Here is a 23,467-nt window from a genome sequence, read left to right as displayed (position 1 = left end):
CATGGCGAAAAAATCACCTGCGAAGAAAAGCTTTGACTTTTCAAACAGCCTGAACTTCTGGAACTTTGTATCCGTAGGGAGCTTTATTCTCCTTCTCATCTTCCTCATCTATCCCTTCTCCTCCCTGTTTTTGGAGAGCTTTCAGGGGAAAGACGGAGCCTTTACCTTAAAGACCTACGTGAACTTCTTTAAACTGCCGTATTACTTTAATACGCTGAAGAACAGCTTTATTGTATGTACCCTGGCAACCATCTTCTCCGTTCTGGTGGGACTGCCCATGGCGTACATCACCAACCGGTTCCATATTGCCGGGAAAAAGTTCATCAACCTCATGGTGATCCTGTCCCTTCTGTCCCCTCCATTCATCGGGGCCTATGCCTGGATCATTCTCTTAGGAAGAAATGGCGTGCTGACAAACTTTTTTGCGGGACTAGGCATCACGATGCCTACCATTTACGGACTGGGCGGCATCATATTTGTTTTTACGTTAAAGTTTTTCCCTTATGTGTATCTCTACGCATCAGGCGCCCTCACAAGCATTGACGCTTCTTTAGAGGAAGCAGGAGAAAACCTTGGTATGTCCTCTTTTAAGAGAATCATGACCATCACGTTCCCCTTGATCCTTCCCACCATCACATCCTCGGCTCTACTGGTCTTCATGACCTCGCTGGCGGATTTTGGTACCCCCATGCTCATCGGAGAAGGCTTCAAGACCCTGCCGGTCATTGTTTATGATGAGTTCATGAGTGAGCTGGGCGGAAATGCCGCCATGGCCAGCACTTTAAGCGTCATCATCGTGCTCTTTTCTTTATCGGTGCTCTACATCCAGAAGAAAGTGGTGGAGAAGAGAAGCTATATGATGAGCTCCCTGAGACCACCTGAAGTAAAAGAGCTGCCAAGAGGAAAGAAGATCCTGGCGACCCTCTTCCTGTATACCGTGGTGCTCCTTGCCATGGCGCAGCAGATTGTCGTCATCATCACCTCCTTTATGAAGACCCAGGGACCCATCTTCCTGAAGGAGTTCAGTCTGGACAACTATACTTTGGTTTTGAACCGTCTGTCCTTAAACATCCGGAACACCTTCAGCTATGCAGTGATTGCCCTGGCGGTGATGATCATCCTGGGAATCCTGCTGGCGTACATCATCGTACGAAGAAGATCGAAGTTCAATAACTTCCTGGATACGCTCATCATGTTCCCATATGTCATTCCTGGAGCGGTGCTTGGTATTACGCTTCTTGTGGCCTTCAATAGAAAGCCGGTGATCTTAAGCGGAACGGCGGCCATCATCATCATTGCCTACATCATCCGTAAGCTGCCCTATACCGTAAGATCCTCCGCATCCATTTTGTATCAGATCGATCCAAGTATTGAGGAAGCTTCCATCAACCTCGGCGTATCGCCAATGAAGACTTTCTTCAAGGTCACCGCGGTGATGATGGCCCCAGGGGTGTTCTCTGGAGCGATCCTTTCCTGGATCACCACCATCAATGAACTGAGCTCCACCGTCATCCTTTATACCGGAAGAACCTCCACCATCGCTGTGGCGGTGTATACCGAGGTGGTCCGGGCAAGCTTTGGTACTGCAGGTGCTCTGGCATCTATCCTGACCCTCACCACCATCATTTCCATTCTGATCTTCAACAAGGTGTCTGGAGGCAGAAGTATTTCCCTCTAAAGGTTTCAAGATTTTGCATTCAGACAGACAGGAGGAATAGAGTATGATACAGTTTGGCACCGGCGGCTGGAGAGACATCATCGGCGACGGTTTCATCAAAGACAACATTGTGCTGGTGGCCCAGGCCCTGGCAAACCTCATGAAGGAAGAGAAAGTGGACAGCCATGGCATCGTCATCGGCTATGACAAGCGCTTTTTAAGCGACAAAGCCAGCCGCTGGATCGCGGAAGTATTTGCAGGCAACGGCATTGCCGTGAATTTCATCGAAAAAGTCAGCCCAACACCCCTCATCATGTATACGGTGAAATCTTTTGCCTGCGATTATGGCCTGGCGGTGACGGCCAGCCACAATCCAGCAGACTACAACGGCATCAAAATCTTCACCAAAGGCGGAAAAGATGCGGACCTGTCCGTGACGAAGAAGCTGGAGGAGATCCTCAAGGGTCTTTCTGCAGATCAGGTGAAGACCCTGAAGTTTCAGGAAGGGAAGGACAAAGGCGTCATCCGAAGTGTCAGTCCCTTCAATGACTATGTGGATGCCATCATCTCCATGCTGGACAAAGAAGCCATCCGGAACCGGGAACTGAAAGTGCTGGTGGACCCCATGTACGGGGTATCCAAAGCAGCCCTTCAGACGGTGCTCATCACGGTGCGCTGCGAGGTGGATGTCATCAATGACCGCCACGACACCAGTTTTGGCGGAAGGATGCCGTCTCCCACCAAAGAGACCCTGGGAAAACTCCGGGATATGGTGAAAGCCGGAAACTATGACATCGGCATCGGCACCGATGGGGATGCGGACCGTCTGGGCATCATCGACGAAGAAGGAAACTATGTGACGAGCAATGACATCATGGCGCTTCTTTACTACTATCTTCTGAACTACAAAGGCATGAAAGGACCTGTGGTGAGAAACCTCTCCACCACCCATCTTCTGGATAGGATCGCCGAAGACTTCGGAGAGACCTGCTACGAGGTGCCTGTGGGCTTTAAATATATTTCCGGTAAAATGCTGGAGACCGATGCCATCATCGGTGGAGAAAGCAGTGGAGGCCTCACCATCAAAGGCCACATCAAAGGAAAAGACGGCATTTTTGCCGCAGCGCTTCTTGTGGAGATGATCAGCGTCACAGGAAAGAGAATCCATGAGATGCTGAAGGACCTTCAGGAAAAGTACGGCGCCTTCCATATGCACGAGGAGAACCTGGCGCTCACCGAAGAGGAAGAACGCTCTCTAAAATTGAGGCTTTTTGAAGAGAAGGAAGTGCCGCATTTTACAGAGGCAGTAAAAACCGTCAGCTATCAGGACGGTCTGAAGCTCTATTTTGACAATGGAGGCTGGCTGGTGGCAAGATTCTCCGGTACAGAAAAGCTTCTGAGGGTCTTCACAGAAATGGGAACCCTCCGGGAAGCAAAGCAGATTGCAGGAGAATTTCTGGGCCATTTTGGCATAGACGGATAGAAAAAAAGGCATCGAGACATCGGTGCCTTTCTTCAAAAGAAAAAAAGAAGAAAGAGAGAAGGAGTGACAAAAAGATGCATAAGACCCTGATATTCATGGCCGCAGGTATGGGGAAGAGGTTCGGTGGAAACAAACAGCTGGCGGAGCTGGGACCCATGGGCCAAAGCCTCATGGAGTATACCGCCTATGACGCGGTGCGCCTTGGTATAGACAAACTGGTATTTGTCCTTCGGGAGGACATGGAGGAAGCCTTCCTGGAGACTTTAGGACACAGGCTCCAGGGAAAAGTGCCCTTTGAGCTGGTGTTTCAGAAAGAAGAGGATCTGCCCATAAAGATGCCTGTAAAGATAACAAGAGAAAAACCCTGGGGCACGGGGCAGTGCCTCTATGCCGCCAGGGAAGCCATAGAGGAAGGGTTTCTCATTCTGAATGCCGATGACTTTTATGGAAGATCCGTTCTTTCGGATCTTATGGAGGCTCTGGAAGAAGGAGAAGTCCTGGCCATTCCAGGGTACCCTGTGAAAAACACCCTGTCGGAGGAAGGGGCGGTGTCCCGGGGCGTCCTGAAACTCAATGAGATGGACCAGGTGGTGGAGATTAGAGAACGGGAAAGGATCTTCATGGAAAAAGGTCAGCTGTACTATGAGGAACATGGGATTCATCCCATGACAGGGGTAGAGCTGGTGTCCATGAACATCTGGGCGGGGCAGAAGAGCATGCTGAAGCATCTGCCGGAAGTGTTCCAGGTGTTTCTGGAGACCCCAGGAAGAGACCTCTCAAAGGAGGAGTTTTATCTGCCCCTGGCCATGGAGGCGCTTTTAAAAATGGAGGAGATTCCCCTGAAGGTGCTGCCCGTGACGGAAGAGTGGATGGGAGTCACCTACAAAGAAGACCGGGAACGGGTCATGGAAAGGCTGAAGGCGCTCACGGAGTCTGGGGTGTATCCGAAGGTCCTCTTCTAGGAAGGATCCGTGGAAAAGAAAAGCCGTATCCCGTATAATGAGAGAGAATGAATGAAAGACAAGACCATGCAGTGGGGGAAGAACCGTCTATGAAATCTATGAAAAGCTCTTTTTTTGCCAAACTCTTTCTGAATGTGTTTCTGGTGGCCATGATTCCGCTGCTTCTCATCACAGCAGTGCTCTATGGATTCTCCGAAAGAATCTTCCGCAGCAGCATCGAAGAGGAGTCTCTTTCCTATGTGGAAGAAGTGGAGAAGGATGTGGTGAGTCTGTACAGCTTCTACGAAGAAGCGGTGTTGAGGCTTTCAAAGGACCCGCTGGTTCTGGAGATTCTAGAAAAGCAGGCGGTCACCCGGGAGGAGACCCGGGACCTTTATGAGAAAATGTATCTTCTGTTTTCCGGAAGAACCAGTGAAGTGTCCCTCTATATCCTGGGCACCAACGGCGTAACCCTCTTTGCATCAGACACTTTGCCCAAACACTATGACACCAAGAACTATTCAAGCTGGGGTGTTCTTCGAAAGGTCAGCGAGCTGCCCGGTGAAGTGGTGTTTCACAGCGCCAGCCAAAGGGAGCGGGATCTTCATGACAAAAGCCTCACCGCTGCCATGGGCATCACCATGGAGGAGACCTTCAAAGGAGTCATCCTGGTGGATGTGCACCGGGAAGCATTTTCCGGGATCCTTCAGGGGAAATCCCAGGGGAACATCTGGGAAGCGGCGGTGCTCAATGAGATCGGCAACGTGCTGTATGCAAAGAACAGTCTTCTGGAGGAAGGGCGCCCCTTGGAAAGAGACACAGGGCACAGCTTCTACGACAGAAGAGGGTCATTCACGGCCGAGAAAGAGGGCTCAGATTTTTATGGCACGTACCTGAAGAGTACAGCCTATCCCTTTGAAGTGCTGACCTATGCCTCCTTAAGCGATGTGGAAAGTAACGCCCGGTATCTTCTGAAAAATCTTCTCTACATAGGAACGCTGACCCTTCTTATTTCTCTTCTGGCTTCCTACAGGATCTCAAAGTCCGTGTCAAAGCCTGTGAAGGATCTGGTGCACCATATGAAGAAGATCGAAAAGGGAGACTTTTCCGAGCGGTTCCAGACGGACCGCACCGATGAGATGGGAGAGCTCATGGAGCGGTACAACAAGATGGCCAAGCGGCTGGATCTTCTCATCCGGAACATGATTGAAAGCCGGGACCGGCTGAAAAAATCGGAGATGAAAATGCTCCAGTCCCAGATCAATCCTCATTTCCTCTACAATACCCTGGACACCATCAAGTGGATGGCCAAGATGGGAGAGTCCGAGGAAGTGGTGACCCTCATCACAAACCTGGCGAAGCTTCTTCGCATCTCGCTGGAAGACGCAGAGGAGTATCAGACAGTGGACATGAACCTCAGCTGGCTGAAAAGCTATCTGGAGATCCAGAAAGCCCGGTATGATGATGATCTCACCTATGAGATCCATGTGGAGGAGTCTCTTTATGAGCGGAAGATTCCAAAGCTACTGCTGCAGCCCATCGTGGAGAACGCCATTCTTCATGGGCTGGACGGGAAAGGGAAAATTGTGGTCAAAGGCTATGAGGAAGAGGAGCGCATCGTCTTTGAAGTGGAGGATGATGGAAAAGGCATGGAGGAAGATCAGCGCAGAAAGCTTCTTTCCGAGCATTCAGGAGAAGGCATCGGACTTCTCAACGTCCATAAGAGAATTGAGCTTTATTACGGCAAAGGGTATGGACTGGAAATAAAGAGCAAAGTGAACCAGGGCACCAGGGTGCGGATGGTGCTTGGGGAAGGAGGACTGTAAATGATCCGTGTGGTAGTGGTGGAAGATGAGAAGATGATCCGAAAAGGCATCATCATGACCACAGACTGGCAGTCCTTCGGATGCCAGGTGGTGGGAGAAGCTCAGAGCGGGGAGGAAGGGCTTTCAGTGATCAAGGAGAAAAAGCCCCATCTGGTGCTCACCGACATCCGGATGAAAGGGATGACGGGCATTGAGATGATCGAAGAGCTGAAAGGGGAAAGACCCATCCAGTTCATCATTCTTTCCGGATATTCTGACTTCGAATATGCAAGAAGCGCCCTTCGGCTGGGCGTGACAGATTATCTTCTGAAGCCCTTTCAGGATGAGGAGCTGACCAAAGCACTGAAGCATGCGGTGGATAAAATCCGAAGCAGGGAAAAGGAAGAAGAGGAGGAGTTTTCCTTCTTTCAGGAATATCAGAAGAACAAAGGGGAAGAGTACAATCCTTATATAGTGAAATCCATCCAGTATCTGGAAGAGAACTATATGAAGGATGTGAGCTGCCAGAAGGTGGCGGAAGAGATTGGCATCAGCGAGAGCTATCTAGGAAAGCTCTTCCGGAAGGAAACCGGGTACACCTTTGTGGATTACCTCACCTTAACCAGGATGAAAAAAGCGGTGCTTCTTCTTCAGAAGGATCCACTGAAAATCTACGAGCTGGCGTATCTGGTGGGCTATAATGATGCCCACTATTTCAGCAATCTATTCAAGAAAATCACAGGGAAAAGTCCCAGCGCTTACAAGCGGACGCTTTCCATGGAACAGAAGCATCAAGGAGGAGAACATGAAGGAAATTAAGAACATTATTTTTGATCTGGGGAATGTCCTCATAGAATTTGATCCCTTAAAGTGGCTCACAAAGAGCTATGACAGTTTTGATACGGTGGAAACACTCTACAAAGAGGTGTTTCAGAGTGAGGAGTGGAAGCTTCTGGACCGGGGAAGCATCACAGACCAAGAAGCCTATGAGCGGGTTTCCAAAAGGCTCCCTGGCATGGAAAAAGAAGTGGAGCGGATCCTTTTTCACTGGGAAAGTTTTCTCATTGAGGAGATGACCCAGTCCACAGCCATCTTAAGAAAACTGAAAGGGCTGGGATACAGTCTCTATGCCCTGTCCAACTATCCGGAGAGAGGATTCACAAATACAGAGAAGTTTTATCCCTTCTTTGATCTGTTTGACGGTAAAGTGGTGAGCTACGCCTATGGAGAAATAAAGCCGGACCGGAAGATCTATGAGATTCTTCTGGAGAAGTACGGCCTGAAACCGGAGGAGTGCGTCTTTATCGATGACACCCTGGTCAATGTGGAGGCCGCCAGAAGCTTAGGAATGAAAGCGGTGCACTTTTTCCACAGCAATCATCTCATGGATCTCTATCTTCAGCTGAAGGACCAGTGCGGCAAAGAAGACGTCTAGCAGCCTTTTGCCAAAGAGAGCTTCAAAGAAGTAAATTGAAATACAGTCTAAAACGAGGCCCCAGAGGGAAGAGAAACTCTTCTTTCTGGGGTTTTCTGCGTCCTCCCGTACCGTGGACGGTTCTTCGCAGGATCTTTTTGGCATTTTACTGAAAACATAAAGGGGAGATCAGTAAAGAATGCGTTATGGAGTACAAGTAAAATGAAATCCTCATAATTTTACTAAAATTATTCAAGGGGGTTCCGGTGGAGTCCATGGATTCAAAAACACCATTTCAAAGCCTGCAGACGCTGTAATGGTTGATTCTTATGATGCGCAAGGGATTATCTGTTGCATAAAATTGGAACTGGTTCCAGATGTTTCGTGAAAATATATTAGTAAAATCGACAATAAACCGTTTACTTTTAGTAAAATCGTGTTTATAATGAGGATATCAAATTTGAGAGGTGAACCGAATGAAACTGAAAAAAATCGTTGCCCTTTTATCCTTATCTGCCCTGATCCTGTCCGCTTGCGGAACCAAGGAAGAGAATCCTTCCAGCGGTGCCGGGGATACCGTAAAAATCCGCTTTGCCACCTGGGACTCTGAAGAAAGCCTGACTCTTCAGCAGGAGCTGGTGGATAAATTCAACAGCTCCCAGGAGAAGATCCAAGTGACCTTGGAAGCCTATGGAGATGAATATGACACCAAGCTTGCTGCTGGCATGGGGGCCAAAGATGCACCGGATGTCATGTACATGTGGAACTATCCTGCCTATAAGGATGCGCTGGAACCTCTGGACAGCTACATCGAGAAAGAAGGCGAAGAGTATGGGGAAAACTTCTATGAAGCCCTCTGGAACTACAACAAGGCTGATGATATGATCCTGGGACTTCCTGTAGGCTATACCACCCACGTGATGTACTACAACAAGGACCTTTTTGATGCCAAAGGCGTTTCTTATCCAGAAACCGGATGGACCTGGGAAGATGCCAAGGAAATCGCCAAGAAGCTTTCTGACGAAGGAGAGGACACCAAAGGACTGGTCTTCTCTGGAAAGCCCGATCCCTTTGATTTTGAAATGTATCTCTGGAGCAACGGCAGCGCCTATGTGGATGAATCCGGAAACCTTTCTGGAAATCTTAATTCCAAAGAGACTGTGGAAGTGTTCACCATGTTCCAGGATATGCTGAAAGAGGGCATTGCAGTCGCTTCTGAAGGATCCGGCACCACAGAGATGAAAACCGGAAAAGTCGGCATGTATGTCAACGGATCCTGGGGCATCTCCTCCCTGAAAGATGCGGGCATCAACTACGGTATCGTAGAGCTTCCTTCCTTTGAAGGAAAAGAGGGCGTCAGCATCGTCTCCTCTTCCGGACTCTCCATGTCCAAAGACTCCAAAAACAAGGAAGCAGCCTTTGAGTTCATGAAATTCTGGACCGGGGAAACAGCAAACCTCGATCGTATCGAATACGAATTGCCAGTACTGAAATCCGTTGTTGCTTCAGAAAAGCTGTCTGAAGATCCAGAGAAGAGCGTCTTCTACACCATGCTGGAAAAGAGTGAAGGGTATACGCCATCCTCCTCCATCGTCAGCGACTGGTCCATCATGGCAGAAAACCTGAACCTGGTCTTCGAAAGAATCTTCAATCCAAGTACTCTGGAGAATCCACAGAAGGCTCTGGACGAAGCCGCAAAATAACATTCCTTACCAATAGAAAGGGGAGAACAGGGGGAGCAGTCCCCCTGTATCCTTATAAAAACAAACACCACCATGGAAACAAATGAGAGAGGTAAAGCGATGTTTAAAAAGAAAAGCGCAACCAAAAAAGCACTGGTGAAAAAACCTGTGCCGTATCTGTTCATCAGTCCCTGGATCATCGGATTTCTTGTGTTCACCGCAGGCCCCCTGATCTTTTCCCTCGTCATGAGTCTTTTTGACTGGCCCGTGACAAGAGCGCCCCAGTTTGTGGGCATCGAGAACTATAAAGTCATGTTCACAGAAGACCCTCAGTTTTATAAATCCCTCACCATCACCTTACGATTCGCGGCGCTTTTTGTGCCTCTGAACCTCATCATTGCCTTGGCTTTGGCACTTCTTATATCCCAACCTGTAAAAGGTGCCAAGGTCTTTCGGACCATTTTCTATCTTCCAGCGGTGGTATCCGGCGTTGCCGTGTCCATCATCTGGGGCTGGATCCTGCATTCGGAGTATGGCGTGCTGAACTATTTCCTGAAATATCTCGGCATCGAAGGCCCCAGCTGGCTGGTGGACCCCAAATGGGCCATCGTGGCCATCGTGGTGGCCAGTGCCTGGGGTGTGGGCACCATGATGCTGATTTTCTACACAGACATCCGGAGCATTCCCAAGGACCTCTATGAGGCGGCATCCATCGATGGAGCTTCTCCGCTTAGGCAGTTCTTCTCCATCACAGTGCCCATCATCACACCAACCATTCTTTTCAACACCATCACCTCGGTGATCAGTGCCCTGCAGCAGCTGACCCTGGTGCTGCTGCTCACCGGCGGCGGCCCCTTACGCTCCACCTATTTTTATGGGCTCATGGTGTACAACAACGCCTTCAAGCACCATAAGCTGGGATACGCCAGTGCCAACGCCTGGTTTATGTTCCTGGTGATCCTCTTCCTGACCCTTCTCATCTTCAAGTCCTCCTCGGCTTGGGTGTTCTATGAGACGGAAGTGAAAAAAGACAAACCCATGAAAAAGAAAGGAGGAAAGAGACGTGAAATTCAGCAAGAAGCATAAAATCATCACCTACATCTTTCTGGTAGCCTTCTCTCTTTATTTTCTCTTTCCCTTCATCTGGATGGTCTTGACTGCGCTAAAGACAGAAGGAGAGGTCTTCCAGTATCCCATCAAGTTCCTGCCGGATTCTCCCCAGTGGAAGAATTTCCTGGATGCCTGGAAAGCCCAGCCCTTCGGCACCTATATGAAGAACTCGTTGATTGTCACGGTGCTCACCACCGTAGGACAGCTTCTGTCCTGCTCCCTGGTGGCCTTTGGATTTGCAAGATACGAATTCAAATATAAAAACATTCTGTTTGTCATTCTGCTGTCCACCATGATGATTCCCTGGGATGTCACCATGATTCCCCAGTATATGCAGTTCAAGGTCTTCGGGTGGATCAACACCTTAAAGCCCCTCATCGTTCCTGCATTCTTCGGCTCTCCTTATTACATTTTCCTCCTTCGCCAGTTCCTCATGAACATTCCGAAGGATCTGGAGAATGCCGCAAGAATAGATGGAGCCAACGAGTTCCAGATCTACTATAAGATCTTTCTGCCCATCATGAAGGGGCCGCTCATTCTCATCGGTGTCCTGAACATTCTGGTGGTCTGGAACGACTATCTGGGACCGCTGATCTTCCTGCAGGACCGGAGCAAGTACACCATGGCTCTGGGGCTTGCCGCCTTCAAGGGCGTCCATGATCTGCAGATCCTGCCCATCATGGCCATGACCATCATCATGATCATCCCCCCAGTGCTGGTATTTGCCTTTGCCCAGAAATACATCGTGGAAGGCGTCAGCGGGGCCATTAAGTAACGAAAGAGGAGACTGTTATGCGACAATATAAACCATGGGAAGACCTGACCAAACTAGAGGAAGGGAGACTTCCCGCCCACACCACCTTCTACCGCTATGACTCCCTGGTCAAAGCGCTGAACAGCAGGAAAGAGGAAAGCCTTGGCTATACGTCTCTGGACGGCACCTGGAAATTTATGTTCCTGTCCTGCCCGGAAGAAGCGCCGGAAGGCTTTGAGAAAGAATCCTTCTCCTTGGAGAACTTAGGAGACATTAAGGTGCCATCAGCCTGGCAGCTGGAAGGCTACGGGAAGATGCACTACACCGATGTGCTTTATCCATTTCCCATCAATCCGCCCTTTGTGCCCGATGAGAATCCCACAGGTCTTTATTTTAAAGAGGTTGAGATTCCTTCTCTTCTGGAAGGGGAGCGCCATATCCTGAAATTCCACGGGGTGGAGTCTTATTTTGAAGTCTATGTCAATGGACAGAAGGCGGGCTTCAGCAAAGTGTCAAGACTGCCATCGGAGTTTGACATCACAGAGCTTTTAAAGACTGGAAGAAACCGACTGGCGGTGAAAGTGGTGCAGTTTTCCGACGGCACCTACCTGGAGGACCAGGACATGTGGTGGCTGGCCGGCATCTTCAGAAGCGTCGTTCTTTATACCCGAAGTGAGGAAAGCCTTCAGGATCTTCGGGTGGAAACCCATGGAGAAAATGGCTATGAGGATTATCTTCTGAAAGTCTCTGGAGAGTTTTTAAAAGATCAGGAGAAAACCCTCTGCCTGTCGGTGTATGACGACGAGAAAAACAAGCTTCATCAGGAAAGCTTCAGTGCCAAAGAAGGCTTCACCTATGAGAAGCTCTTCAAGCATCCAAGAACCTGGAGCGCCGAGAAACCGGAGCTTTATCAGCTCATCCTCTCCTATGAGGAAGAGGGAAAAGAAGTGTTCATTCCTTTATCCTTCGGTTTTAGAACCGTGGAGATCCTGGAGAATGAAATCCGCGTCAATGGACAGCGGGTCTTCTTCAAAGGCGTGAACCGTCATGATGTGAGCCGGGACAAGGGAAGAACCGTGACCTATGAAGAGATGGAAAAAGATGTTCTTCTCATGAAAGAGCACAACATCAACGCCGTGCGCACCTCCCACTATCCAAACTGTGAGGAGTTCTATGATCTTTGTGACAAGTACGGTCTTTATGTCATGGATGAGGCGGACCTGGAATGCCATGGGTTTGAGAACACCGGAAACTACAACTGGATCAGCAACCACACCGGATGGGAAAAACACTACGTGGACCGAGGTCTCCGCATGGTGAAAAGAGACCGGAACCATCCTTCTGTGATTTTCTGGTCCCTGGGCAATGAGTCCGGCACCGGACACAACTTCCTGGCCATGTATCTGGCCATGAAAAAAGAAGACCCCACAAGACCCATCCATTATGAGGGAGACCGCAGCGGCGCCTACAGCGATGTGTACTCCACCATGTACACCAGGCTTCTGCCCCTCATGGACATCGGACGGGATGAAGAGGGAAAACGGCCCCATCTTCTTTGTGAGTACGGCCATGCCATGGGCAATGGTCCCGGAGGCCTGACAGAGTATCAGGACGTCATGAGAAGCCACAAGCGTCTCCAGGGGGGATTCATCTGGGAATGGATTGATCATGGCATAAGAAAAACTAAGGAAAACGGCGTGGAGGATCATCTCTATGGCGGAGACTACGGAGACTTTCCAAACAATGGGAACTTCTGCATCGATGGTCTGGTGTATCCGGACCGTACGCCCTCACCAGGACTTCTGGAGTATGGGAAGGTCATTGAACCTGTGAAGATGGAAAAGAAAGAGGCGCTTCTGTACACCTTGAAAAACCTCTACGATTTCCGGTCTTTAGAGGAGTTCATGCTGAAGATTTCTCTTCACTCTTTTGGACAGGTGCTGAAAGAAGAGGAAAGAACCCTGCCAAATGTGGCTCCTGGTGAGATTTATCCGGTGTCCCTGGAAGGGTTCCTGGAAGATGTTTCTCTCAAGGATGAAACCTATGTCCATCTGCTGGTGAAGGAGAAAAATCCCACCAAAGCCCTGAAGAAAGGACATGTGGTGGCAAGGGAGCAGTTCCTTCTGGAACACACCAGAAGAACCCTGAAGGTGAAAGAAGGGGGCTTGAAAGGCACCCTCACCGTGGAAGAAGACAACGCCCATATGACGCTTCGTGCAGAAAATATCCAGGCGGTGTTCCATAAGGTGAAAGGAAGCCTTCTCTCCTATGAGAAAGACGGGGAAGCGCTACTTATGAAAGGTCCTGAGCTGACCCTCTGGAGAGCGCCCATTGACAATGACATGTACAAAAAAGAGGACTGGATCCATAAGTATTTCTTAAGAGAAGGAAAAGAGAATCTGGTGTCTTTCCGCCATGGAGCGGTGGAACGGGGGCATCAGGTGGAAATAAAAAAATACTTCTCCACGGTGAATCAGGCCTGGGGCTATGAACTGAAATACACCTACACCTTCTTTGGAGACGGCAGCCTCACCATGCACATGGAAGGAAAAGTCCTTAAAAGAGGGAAAGAGATGCCGGAGCTTCTGCCACGCATCGGATTCCGCATGAGGGTATCAGAGGATCTTCAAAAAGTGCTCTGGTATGGACGGGGTCCGGGGGAAAGCTACGCCGACAGCAAGAGAAGCCAGTTCATCGGGCTTTATGAAGCGAAGGTCGAAGAACTGCATACGCCTTATGTGTATCCCCAGGAAAATGGACTCCGCTCAGATACCAGCTTCTTTGGTCTCTTGAAAGACCAGGGAGAGGGACTTCTTTTCCAGATGGAAGGAGCCTCCGGCTTTACCCTCCACGACTACACCATGGAGGATCTGGAGAAAGCAGCCCACGAGAGCGGCCTTAAACGGAGCCCGTTCCATGAGCTGGTGCTCGATTACAGACAGCTGGGTCTTGGCAGCAACAGCTGCGGAGAAGAGCAGCTGCCTCCCTACAGGCTGACTCTGGAGGATTTTCACGTCACGTTCCATTTGAGGCCTTTACAAAAAGAAGCGCTTCTGGAAGAATCAAAATATATCCGGTAGAAGTCAGGAGACCACAGGTCTCCTTCTTCTTCATGATTGGAGGTTTTTTATGAACATACAGATCGACAAAGTACCCTTTTCCAGGTTCGGATCCTACTTTGCCGTAACAAAGACCAAAGAGGGGACCATTCTCCTTCGGGATGTCCATGGGGGAGATGAGGCTCCTTCTACGCTTTTCGAGATGCGGTTTTTTAAAGAGCAGAAGGAAGTGAAGGTAAAGATCGAGGCTTCAGAACGGGAGCTTAAATTTTACCAGGAGGAGAAGACAGAAGATGCCGTAAAGCTGATCCTACCCACAGAGCATCATGTGCTCCTGAAGGCAGAAGGACTCACGGTGGGACTCTTTGCGAAGAAAGTGAAGTATGACACCTTTCACGCGCTGTCAGAAGACACCTATGAATATCACATCTATCCCAAGGAGCGGAAGCTTCTGTTTACAAGAAGAGAAGGAATCCTTCAAGTGGATGCCCCCTGGGAGATCATCGGCAATCCTCATGTGACGCTCCTTCTTTCTGACGGAGAGCTTCTCGTGGAAAGCTATGTCACGGTGCCTGGGGAAGGATTTTCTGGCACCTATGAGGAAGGACTTTCAGCGGTGCAGGAAGACTTCAGGGTCTTCAAAAGAGAGCCCATAGGCTTGCAGGAAAAATACCGCCCCTCATTTAAACTTGCAAGCTACATCACCTGGTCGTCGGTTGTGGCACCCTTTGGGGCTCTGAAGCATCCGGCCATGTTTATGTCCAAGCTCTACATGTACAGCATCTGGTCCTGGGACAACTGCTTCAACGCCCTGGCTCTTGCAAAGGAAAGGCCTGAACTCTCCTATGGCCAGTTTGAGATCTTCTTTGATCATCAGGACTCTTCCGGTGCGTATCCGGACTTTGTCCATGACAAATATGCTTCCTTCAACTGCATCAAACCACCCATTTTTCCAGTATTTTACGAGAAGTGCATGAAGGAGAATGCGTATTTTGCACATAGATCCCGTCTGGAAAAAGCCTACGAGAGCATGAAGAGGAATCTGGCGTATTATGACACCTATCGAACGTTCCCAGGAGCCCTGCCTCATTACAGACATGGCAATGACTCCGGCTGGGACAACAGCTCCGTGTTCCATGTGGGCATGCCGGTGGAAAGTCCGGATCTTCAGGCCCACCTGGTAAGAGCCTATGATGCCATGGCAAGACTTGCCCATGCGCTGAAAAAAGACGAGGAAGAAAGAGAATATCAGGAGAAGGCGAAAATCCATGCAAAGAAGACTCTGGAAAGGCTCTATGACGAGGAAGAAGGGTTCTTCGCCCGGGTGGGTATCCAGGGAGAACCAGTGAAAAATAGAGACAGTCTTCTCCTATCCATGTCCCTTCTGTTATCCAGGTATCTGCCGGAGCCCGTGCTGAAAAAAACCGTAGAGAGGCTCCTCTCCTTTGAGACGCCTTACGGCTTTGCCACGGAGCATCCGAAGAGTCCTCTTTATAAATACAATGGATATTGGCAGGGACCCATCTGGGCCCCTGTAACGTTTCTACTTGTGGATGCCCTTTATGAGGCGGGCTATGAGCATGATGCAGACCGGATCCGGAATAAGTTCATGGACCTTACTTTGGTGGGTGGCATGGCGGAGAACTTTGATCCCTTCACCGGAGAAGGCCTTGTGGACACCTCCTTCACCTGGACCAGCAGTGTCTGCCTTCTGTTTTTGAGAGGGGAGGGGCTTTGCCGATGAAAGAGACTGTAAAAGCCCACGTGGGAGAAGCAGCGCTTCTCTTGACAGCTCTTATCTGGGGCAGCGGATTTGTGGCCAGTGCTGTGTCCCTTCGCCACTTCACGCCCTATGAGATCCTCTTTGGGCGGTTTCTCATCGGAGCGGTGCTTCTTGCTGGGGTGTTCCACAGAAAAATCAGGAACATCCGGATGAGTACACTGAAAAAGGGGGCAGTACTGGGGTTTTTCCTCTACGGCGCATTTCTTCTTCAGACCGTAGGCCTTCAGTACACCACTCCCTCCAAAAATGCTTTCCTCACCGCAGTGAATGTCATCATTGTGCCCTTCATCAGCTTTGTGCTCTATCGGAGAAAGTTTGACAAGTATGAAGTCTTTGGGGCTCTGCTTGCGGTGCTGGGGGTGGCGGTGATTTCCCTGGAGATGTCCTTTGGGATTCAGCTGGGGGATGCGCTGACGCTTCTTTGCGCGGTGTTTTTCGCCTTCCAGATCTTCTACACCTCCCTCTATGTGGCAAAGGAGGATCCGGTGCTTCTGACCCTGGTGCAGATGATGGTGGCAGCCTTACTTTCCGCAGTGCCTCTATTTTTCCAAGAGGCAGTGCATCTGCCAAGAAACGGGGAAGCTTTGTTTTCACTCTTTTATCTAGGGATTTTCTCCACCACAGCAGCCTATCTTCTTCAGACCACGGCGCAGAAGTTTACAACGGAAACGAAAACAGCCATCATTTTGTCCACAGAAGCTTTCTTTGGCATGGCTTTGTCAGTGCTCATTCTCAGTGAGCCCCTGACTCTTCGGATGATCCTTGGAGGGATCCTCATTTTCGCGGCCATCCTGACCTCTGAGACCAAAGGGGACTTTGGGAAGATGAGAAAGAAATATCCGGAATCCCTGGAGAAGGACACGCCATAAAGTAGATATTTGTTGTATAATAAGCATAGAAAAAAGCAGGAGGAAAGTTATGGCGACCATTAAAGAAATTGCAGAGCTGGCAAATGTATCCATCACCACCGTATCCCGGGTGCTGAATTATGATGATACATTGAATGTGCCTGCAGAAACAAAAAAGAGAGTGTTTGAAGCCGCGGAAGAACTTTCCTACGTGGGACACAAGAAAAAACGTGCCAAAAAACGGATGACCATCGGGATTCTGTACAGTTACTCATTGGAGGAGGAGCTGGAGGACCCCTATTATCTGGCCATACGTCTCAGCATAGAAAAGAAACTGAAGATGGAGAATGTCACCATGGTCCGGGTGGACACCACTGGGAAAACCGTGGGACTGGATGGGATACTCTGCCTTGGCATTTTCACCACAGAGAAGATTATGGAAGTGAAAGCCTTGGGCATCCCTTGCGTCTTTGTGGACTCCAGTCCGGAAGAGGATGTCTTTGATGCGGTGGTCATCGATTTTGTGAAGTCCACCAAAAAAGTCTTGGATCATATCCTCTCCCTGGGTCATGAGAAGATCGGCTTCATCGGTGGGGCGGACAGTATTTTAGGAGAAGCCCGTTCCAGAGATCTGAGGCAGGAGGTTTTTGAAAAGTATCTTATGGAGAAGGGAGTCTTTGAAGAAAGCTTCGTGAAGATCGGCAGTTATACACCTGCAGACGGCTATCGGCTTTCCAAGGAAATGCTGTCTTTAAAAAACAGGCCCACAGCGCTATTTCTGGCCAATGACAGTATGGCTGTGGGGTGCTACAAGGCGGCCAATGATTTGGGTCTTAAGATTCCTGAGGACATCAGTGTGGTGGGCTTCAATGACATCTCCGCAGCCCAGTATATGATGCCGCCTCTGACCACCATCAAGCTCTATACGGAGTTCATGGGAGAGATTTCAGTGGATATTTTGAAAGAGAGAATCGCTTCCGGAAGAAAGATTCCCCTGAAAATCACCATTCCCACAGAGTTGGTGATTCGGGAAAGCACATCGAAAAGATAAATGAATGAACAGGCGCTGTCTTCTTTTGCGGTTAAAGAAGACAGCGCTTTTTAATTGGAGTAGAAACACTGAAACAGGAGGATATATTTTATATTTTGAAAATATCGCTTATAATAGGAGAGTGAATTGAAAGTAAACGTTTTGTGAACTAGACTTTTTTGGGGGGAAGAAAATGCTTAAAGTAATCATAGCAGATGATGAAGAAAGAGTATGCAGGCTGATTCAAAAGCTTGTGGACTGGGATGCCCTGGATATGGAGATCGCTGCTACAGCGTCCAACGGAATAGAAGCTCTGGATGTCATTGAAAGGTATAAACCAGACCTTGTGATCACAGACATTCGAATGCCCGGTTATGATGGACTGGATATGATAGAAAAAGCAAAAGAACTAAAAGAAGATCTTGAGTTTATCATCATATCGGGATATGGACAATTTGAGTATGCACAACGAGCCATCAGATATGGAGTTGGTGAATATCTTCTTAAACCCATACAAAAGAAGGAGCTTACGGAGACGTTAGAGAAAGTGAGAGACCATATCCTGACGAAAAAAGGCCTGGTATCTAGAGAAGAAGCAGAGGAAATGAAAAGTCTCACACTCCTTGAAAAGAAGAAGAAAGATCTTTTGTCTCAGCTGATCAGTGAACGTGAGGTGCTAGATGAGGAAGGCTATAGGCATGCATTCCGCTTTCATGGAGAAACCTTGCAGATTTATCTGCTTCAGCTGGATACAGAGGACAAACTGACAATAGACATCAGAGAGCGTTTGGAAGAAAAAGTAAGTCTCCACCTGGCTGAGGTGATGGGGGAAGACACTCTCACAGTAAAAGAGGTGCACCTGGAACATAAGCTGATGTTGATACTTCTTGAGTACCCTGCTCCAGAAAAAGAGATGGTCAGGAAAGGTATGCGTGAGCTTTTTCACTCACTGAGGGGGATTCTTCCATTAAACGGAGTAGAAGTCACCTTAGGGGAAGGAGTTTCTGTATCTGACATCAAGGATCTGTACAAGTCTTATGAGACAGCACTTCTTGCAGTAGAAGAAAGACTTGTGAAAGGAACTGGCAGAATTTTTCTTGGGGAAGACAAACCAGAGGAACACCAGCTCCTCAGAAGTGATGCAGTCTTTCAGTTTTTCAAAAATATGGAAAAATCCCTGTCTGCCTTGGATTATGAAGCCATTCAAGATCATTTGAAGAACCTGAAAGAAACCATAATACTGAAAGACCATCTAACGGGCCATGAACTGATTCATCTGATTAAAGAAATCTCAAGCCACTTCACGGTCATGATGAGGAAGAACAGATTTCTGATGCCTGAAGAAAGTGAAGTGAAAGTGGAACACCTTCAGCGAATTGAAAGTGCCCACTCACTGGAGGAACTTTTTTCATTGGTCGAAGAATGGATTGTATCCTCTGTGAAGGTACTCCTTCAGCATCGCAGCGAATCATTTTCTGGACCGATTCGTGAAGTGCAGGCTTACCTAGAAGATAATTACATGAGAAGTGTTACCTTAGATGAAATAAGCAATCTGACAGGATTTAGTCCTACCTATTTCAGTACAATGATCAAAAAAGAAACTGGAAAGAGTTTTTTGGAACATCTGACAGAAATCCGTATCAATAAAGCCAAAGAACTGCTGAAAGAGAAGGATCTGCGAATTATGGACATCTGTGAAATGGTGGGCTACAGTGATGTGAAGCACTTCACCAAATCCTTCATCCGGTATACAGGACTGAAACCCAACGAATACAGAAAAATATATGCATAAGGAGGAGCTCCATGAAGAAGAATGAACGAGGATATCTGGCAGACCGGATGAAGCTCTTTATGATGGTTCTGCTTGCTTTCGTCCTCCTGATGCTGACTGCTCTATTGATCCAAGGATTCTATCTGAAGAATTACGCACCTTTCATTGCAGCGGTGCTGTTCATGATGGTTCTTGTTAGGGTTGCATATCTCTACATTGTGCTTCCGATGAGAGAAACAAATAAAACGCTGTCCCTGTTCTCGGAAGGGTACATTCTGAAGGGAATCTATGAGATCCGTGTACCCTACAGCAAAGAACAGGAGGATGCAGTTAAAAAATTCGGTGAGCTTCTCAATACCAATGAGCTCATCAACAGCACTAAAAAACATGCAGAATACCTAGCGCTTCAGAATCAGATCAACCCGCACTTTCTCTATAACACGTTGGAGGGAATCCGAAGCGAGGCTCTCATGGAAGGCATTGACAGTGTGGCAGAGATGACAGAAGCCTTAGCAACGTTTTTCAGATACACCATCTCCAATCTGGACAGGCTCGTGACCATCGACGAAGAACTGGAAAATATAGAAAACTATACGAAGATCCAAAAGTTCAGATTCGGCAACCGTCTCGAACTGAAAGTGCTTTTTAAGGGGGACAAAGAGGAAATCCAGAAGCTGATGATGCCTAAACTCACACTTCAGCCACTCATTGAAAACTCTATTTTTCATGGGGTGGAGAGAAAAATTGGGAAAGGCACCATTGAACTGAGACTGACAAAGACATCCGAAAGACTCCATATTGTCGTTTCTGATGATGGACTAGGGATGGAGCCCGAGAAACTTCAAGAACTCAATGACCGTCTGAAGGGGACATCGCTTTCATATCTCAAGGAAGAGATGAATAAAAGAGGTGGGATTGCTCTTGTTAATGTAAACAACAGAATTCGTCTGATCTATGGGGATGAGTATGGTATTTTTGTTTACAGCAAGAAAAATGCGGGAACGGATGTCCATGTGACACTTCCCCTGGTTACGGAGAAGCATCATGGATGAGATATTAAGAATGGAGCATGTAACTAAAAAAGTGGATGGGGTCCTGAGGCTGGATAATCTTCACTTCCATGTGCTTCGAGGGGAAATCATGGGAATGATCCCTTTGAACTATCATGGGAAAAAAGAGCTGATCAGGCTTCTTACGACAAACAACCCCATTGATATGGGCAGAATCTATATTGGCGGTCAACTGGTCAACTATTATGAGCACAGCGATATGGGGATGAATCAGGTGGAAATCATTGATGTGCATTCCAGACTTGTGGAAGACTTAACGGTGGCGGACAATATCTTTGTTCTCTCCAGAAGTTTTGGGGAAAGTATCATCAGTAAAAGAAAACTGCATGCCGATACAGAAAATCTCCTGGCTTCCTTTGCCATTGAAGTGAAGACAGATGATCTGGCGATGAAGCTCAATCACTTCCAGCGCAGTGTCATTGAACTGATCAAATACGTTAGAGGCGGTGCCAAACTGATTCTTCTGGATGAAATCAGCAGTTATTTAAGCACCACAGAGCTTCAGAAGTTTCAGACGCTGATGAAGTACTTTGCTGATACCGAGGGCACTTCCTTTCTGTATTTTGCAAATCATCATGAGGAAGCGTTTAAAATTTGCCATCGGGTCTGTCTGATGGAAGATGGGAAAGTGGTAAAGATGCTGGAAGAAGAGCATCTTACGGATCAGGATATTGCACCGTACATCATTTCCTTTGACCTTCCTTACGAACGGGATGAGGAAGAGCAATCCCTAGAAGTGGGGCTTCTTGAGTTCCGGCAGGTGTTTTCAGGTGAACTTGAAAATCTCTCCTTTCGTGTGGAACATGGAGAATGTCTTACGATTCTTGATATGGATAACTCTTCATTGGAAGAAATTCTCATGCTGGTTCAAGGGAAGACCGAGGCTGAACATGGAAAGATTCTTTATGAGGGGTTTCCGCTTGTCTATAACCGAGGAGAGGATTCAATAGACAAAGGCATTGCGGTGATAGAAGAGAATCCGAAGGAGTCTATGATCTTCAGGTCCATGGATTATTATGAGAATCTCACGTTTCTTCTGGACAGAAAACTCAATAGAAGTATCGTGCCCAAAAAGATCAGAAAGAATCTCATGGAGGAATATGAACCTTATGTTGGCAAAGAGTGCTTTACAAAGAATATAAAAGAGTGGAGCACCCGGGATGTGTATAATCTTGCGTATTACAGAATCCATCTTTTTAGACCCTCCATTGTTTTTCTGATCCAGCCCTTTTCCAATGCAGACATGTATCTTAGAGCCCATATCATCACGCTGATCAATAAATTGAGGCAACGTGGCATTACCATAGTCATCCTTGCGGTGAGCATCCAGGACTCTCTTTCGGTTTCGGATCGGCTTGTAACCATAGAGAAGGGAAGCTTCACTAGAATTTATCCCAAGGAAGATTTCTACAGGTTTCAACGGTAAAACAGATAAATACGAAAAAATGACCCCTTAATTCGTAAGAATGGCCCCTACAGGAATGAAATCGTTGTGATAAACTTTCTGTAAAGGACTACAAACAGCGAATTAGGGGGTTTTTATGGAGAACTATATGGTGGAACTAGAAGGGGTCAGCAAAAGTTTCCCCGGCGTAAAGGCCTTGAATAAAGTGAATTTCAATCTGAAATCAGGTGAAGTGCTGGCGCTTCTTGGTGAAAATGGAGCAGGCAAGTCAACGCTTATGAAAATCATCAGCGGTGTATATAAGAAGGATGAAGGGCACCTTAAACTGTTCGGGCAGGAGGTAGAAGATCTGACGCCCCTAAAAGCCCAGGAGCTTGGTGTATCCATTATCCATCAGGAGCTGAATCTATGTCCTCATTTGACGGTATATCAGAATATATTCCTTGGCAGGGAAGAAACCAGCCGTGGAATCATGTCTGACAAGAAAATGAAGAAGGAAGCTTCCGCAATTCTAAAAGAACTTAATATTGAAATGGATCCAGAAGAAATTGTTGGAAACTTATCGGTCTCCAAGCAGCAGATGGTGGAGATTGCAAAAGCATTATCCACAGACTGTAAAGTGCTCATCATGGATGAGCCCACATCAGCGCTCACATCCAAAGAGATTGAAGACCTTTTTAAGATCATCAGAAAGCTGAAGGCGGAAGGTCGAGGCATCGTGTATATTTCTCATAAACTGGAAGAACTGAAATACATTGTGGATCGGGTCATGATTCTAAGAGATGGAGAATATATCACCAGTATGATGTTTGCGGATACCACACTCGAGAAAATCATCGCTCATATGGTTGGGCGGGAGATTAAGGAAAAGTTTCCTAGAATCCATGCGGAGAAAGGAAAGAAGATTTTAGAAGTAAAAAATCTCAATGCAGGCAAGTTGGTTCGTGATGTCTCCTTTGATTTATATGAAGGGGAGATTGTCGGGATTGCGGGACTTATGGGAGCAGGTAGAACTGAAACCACAAGAGCTCTTTTTGGGGCAGATCCTGTGGAGTCCGGGACCATTTATCTGGAAGGAAAAGAACTCAGCATCCACAAACCGATGGATGCCATCCGTGAAGGTATTGTATTGGCACCGGAGGACCGTAAAAAAGATGGTCTGTGCACAAAGCTCAGCATCACGGACAATATCTCTTTGCCGAATCTGGATCAGCTGTGCAATAAGTTCGGAATGGTGTCAAAATCAAAAGAAAAAGCCATGACGGAAAAAACCATAGCGAATCTTAAGGTGCGCCTCGCCAATGCTGGCGTTGATGCTGGAAGTCTTTCTGGAGGTAATCAGCAGAAAATAGTTGTTGGAAAGTGGCTTGCGCGAAACTCCAAGGTAGTTATTTTTGATGAACCGACGAGAGGAATAGATGTGGCAGCGAAAGTGGAAATCTACAATCTGATGAACAAACTCAAGGAAGAGGGGATTGGAGTTCTTTTTGTCTCATCGGAAATGCCTGAGATCTTAGGAATCAGTGATAGAATTCTTGTCATGTGCGATGGACGCATTACAAAAGAACTTCAAAGGGATGAAGCAACTCAGGATCTCATTCTGAAATATGCTACCCAATTTGAAAAGAAAATAGAAGATCAGGAAGCTGTATAGA

General features: G+C 47.7%; 17 protein-coding genes. All 17 read left to right on the top strand.

Features of this window, described 5'->3' with window-relative positions:
* Position 1 precedes the first annotated feature (1 nt).
* On the top strand, positions 2–1,678 hold the full coding sequence (locus tag BM243_RS09125) for an ABC transporter permease (protein ID WP_074912066.1): 1,677 nt from the start codon (positions 2–4) through the stop codon (positions 1,676–1,678).
* Between the two features lie 43 nt (positions 1,679–1,721).
* Complete coding sequence (locus tag BM243_RS09120; RefSeq protein WP_074912065.1) at positions 1,722–3,140, top strand: phosphoglucomutase/phosphomannomutase family protein; 1,419 nt, start codon at positions 1,722–1,724, stop codon at positions 3,138–3,140.
* A gap of 74 nt (positions 3,141–3,214) precedes the next feature.
* The gene (locus BM243_RS09115; RefSeq protein WP_074912064.1) at positions 3,215–4,102 is read left to right on the top strand and encodes a nucleotidyltransferase family protein; all 888 of its coding nucleotides are present in this window, start codon (positions 3,215–3,217) and stop codon (positions 4,100–4,102) included.
* Between the two features lie 47 nt (positions 4,103–4,149).
* Positions 4,150–5,907 (top strand): sensor histidine kinase, encoded by a 1,758-nt coding sequence (locus tag BM243_RS09110; RefSeq protein WP_074912063.1) that lies wholly within the window; start codon positions 4,150–4,152, stop codon positions 5,905–5,907.
* Positions 5,908–6,705 carry a response regulator transcription factor gene (locus tag BM243_RS09105; RefSeq protein WP_074912062.1) on the top strand — a complete coding sequence of 266 codons (798 nt, stop codon included), beginning with the start codon at positions 5,908–5,910 and terminating at the stop codon, positions 6,703–6,705. It begins immediately after the preceding gene.
* Positions 6,692–7,321 carry an HAD family hydrolase gene (locus tag BM243_RS09100; RefSeq protein ID WP_074912061.1) on the top strand — a complete coding sequence of 210 codons (630 nt, stop codon included), beginning with the start codon at positions 6,692–6,694 and terminating at the stop codon, positions 7,319–7,321. Before BM243_RS09105 ends, BM243_RS09100 begins: the two co-directional genes overlap by 14 nt.
* 455 nt (positions 7,322–7,776) lie before the next feature.
* Complete coding sequence (locus BM243_RS09095; protein ID WP_074912060.1) at positions 7,777–9,003, top strand: ABC transporter substrate-binding protein; 1,227 nt, start codon at positions 7,777–7,779, stop codon at positions 9,001–9,003.
* Positions 9,004–9,102: 99 nt separating this feature from the next.
* Positions 9,103–10,068, top strand: coding sequence for a carbohydrate ABC transporter permease (locus BM243_RS09090; protein ID WP_074912059.1), 966 nt, complete (start codon positions 9,103–9,105; stop codon positions 10,066–10,068).
* Positions 10,046–10,867 (top strand): carbohydrate ABC transporter permease, encoded by an 822-nt coding sequence (locus BM243_RS09085; protein WP_074912058.1) that lies wholly within the window; start codon positions 10,046–10,048, stop codon positions 10,865–10,867. Before BM243_RS09090 ends, BM243_RS09085 begins: the two co-directional genes overlap by 23 nt.
* 17 nt (positions 10,868–10,884) lie before the next feature.
* Positions 10,885–13,926 carry a glycoside hydrolase family 2 TIM barrel-domain containing protein gene (locus tag BM243_RS09080; RefSeq protein WP_074912057.1) on the top strand — a complete coding sequence of 1,014 codons (3,042 nt, stop codon included), beginning with the start codon at positions 10,885–10,887 and terminating at the stop codon, positions 13,924–13,926.
* A gap of 49 nt (positions 13,927–13,975) precedes the next feature.
* On the top strand, positions 13,976–15,649 hold the full coding sequence (locus BM243_RS09075) for an amylo-alpha-1,6-glucosidase (RefSeq protein WP_074912056.1): 1,674 nt from the start codon (positions 13,976–13,978) through the stop codon (positions 15,647–15,649).
* Positions 15,646–16,557: a DMT family transporter gene (locus BM243_RS09070; RefSeq protein ID WP_074912055.1), complete on the top strand. Its 912-nt coding sequence runs from the start codon at positions 15,646–15,648 to the stop codon at positions 16,555–16,557. The genes BM243_RS09075 and BM243_RS09070 overlap by 4 nt, the downstream gene beginning before the upstream one ends.
* Before the next feature lie 49 nt (positions 16,558–16,606).
* A complete protein-coding gene (locus tag BM243_RS09065; protein ID WP_074912054.1) occupies positions 16,607–17,587 on the top strand; it encodes a LacI family DNA-binding transcriptional regulator in 981 nt (326 codons plus the stop codon).
* Between the two features lie 172 nt (positions 17,588–17,759).
* Positions 17,760–19,358: a response regulator gene (locus BM243_RS09060; protein WP_074912053.1), complete on the top strand. Its 1,599-nt coding sequence runs from the start codon at positions 17,760–17,762 to the stop codon at positions 19,356–19,358.
* Positions 19,359–19,369: 11 nt separating this feature from the next.
* The gene (locus BM243_RS09055) at positions 19,370–20,389 is read left to right on the top strand and encodes a sensor histidine kinase (RefSeq protein WP_242943534.1); all 1,020 of its coding nucleotides are present in this window, start codon (positions 19,370–19,372) and stop codon (positions 20,387–20,389) included.
* Positions 20,382–21,833, top strand: coding sequence for an ATP-binding cassette domain-containing protein (locus BM243_RS09050; protein WP_083422719.1), 1,452 nt, complete (start codon positions 20,382–20,384; stop codon positions 21,831–21,833). The genes BM243_RS09055 and BM243_RS09050 overlap by 8 nt, the downstream gene beginning before the upstream one ends.
* Before the next feature lie 115 nt (positions 21,834–21,948).
* Positions 21,949–23,466 carry a sugar ABC transporter ATP-binding protein gene (locus BM243_RS09045; protein WP_074912051.1) on the top strand — a complete coding sequence of 506 codons (1,518 nt, stop codon included), beginning with the start codon at positions 21,949–21,951 and terminating at the stop codon, positions 23,464–23,466.
* Position 23,467 lies beyond the last annotated feature (1 nt).

The sequence above is a fragment of the Proteiniclasticum ruminis genome (genome assembly GCF_900115135.1).
GTDB lineage: Bacteria > Bacillota > Clostridia > Clostridiales > Clostridiaceae > Proteiniclasticum > Proteiniclasticum ruminis_A.
The sequence above is the reverse complement of the archived record's forward strand: the minus strand, read 5'-3'. Positions and strand labels throughout refer to the sequence as shown.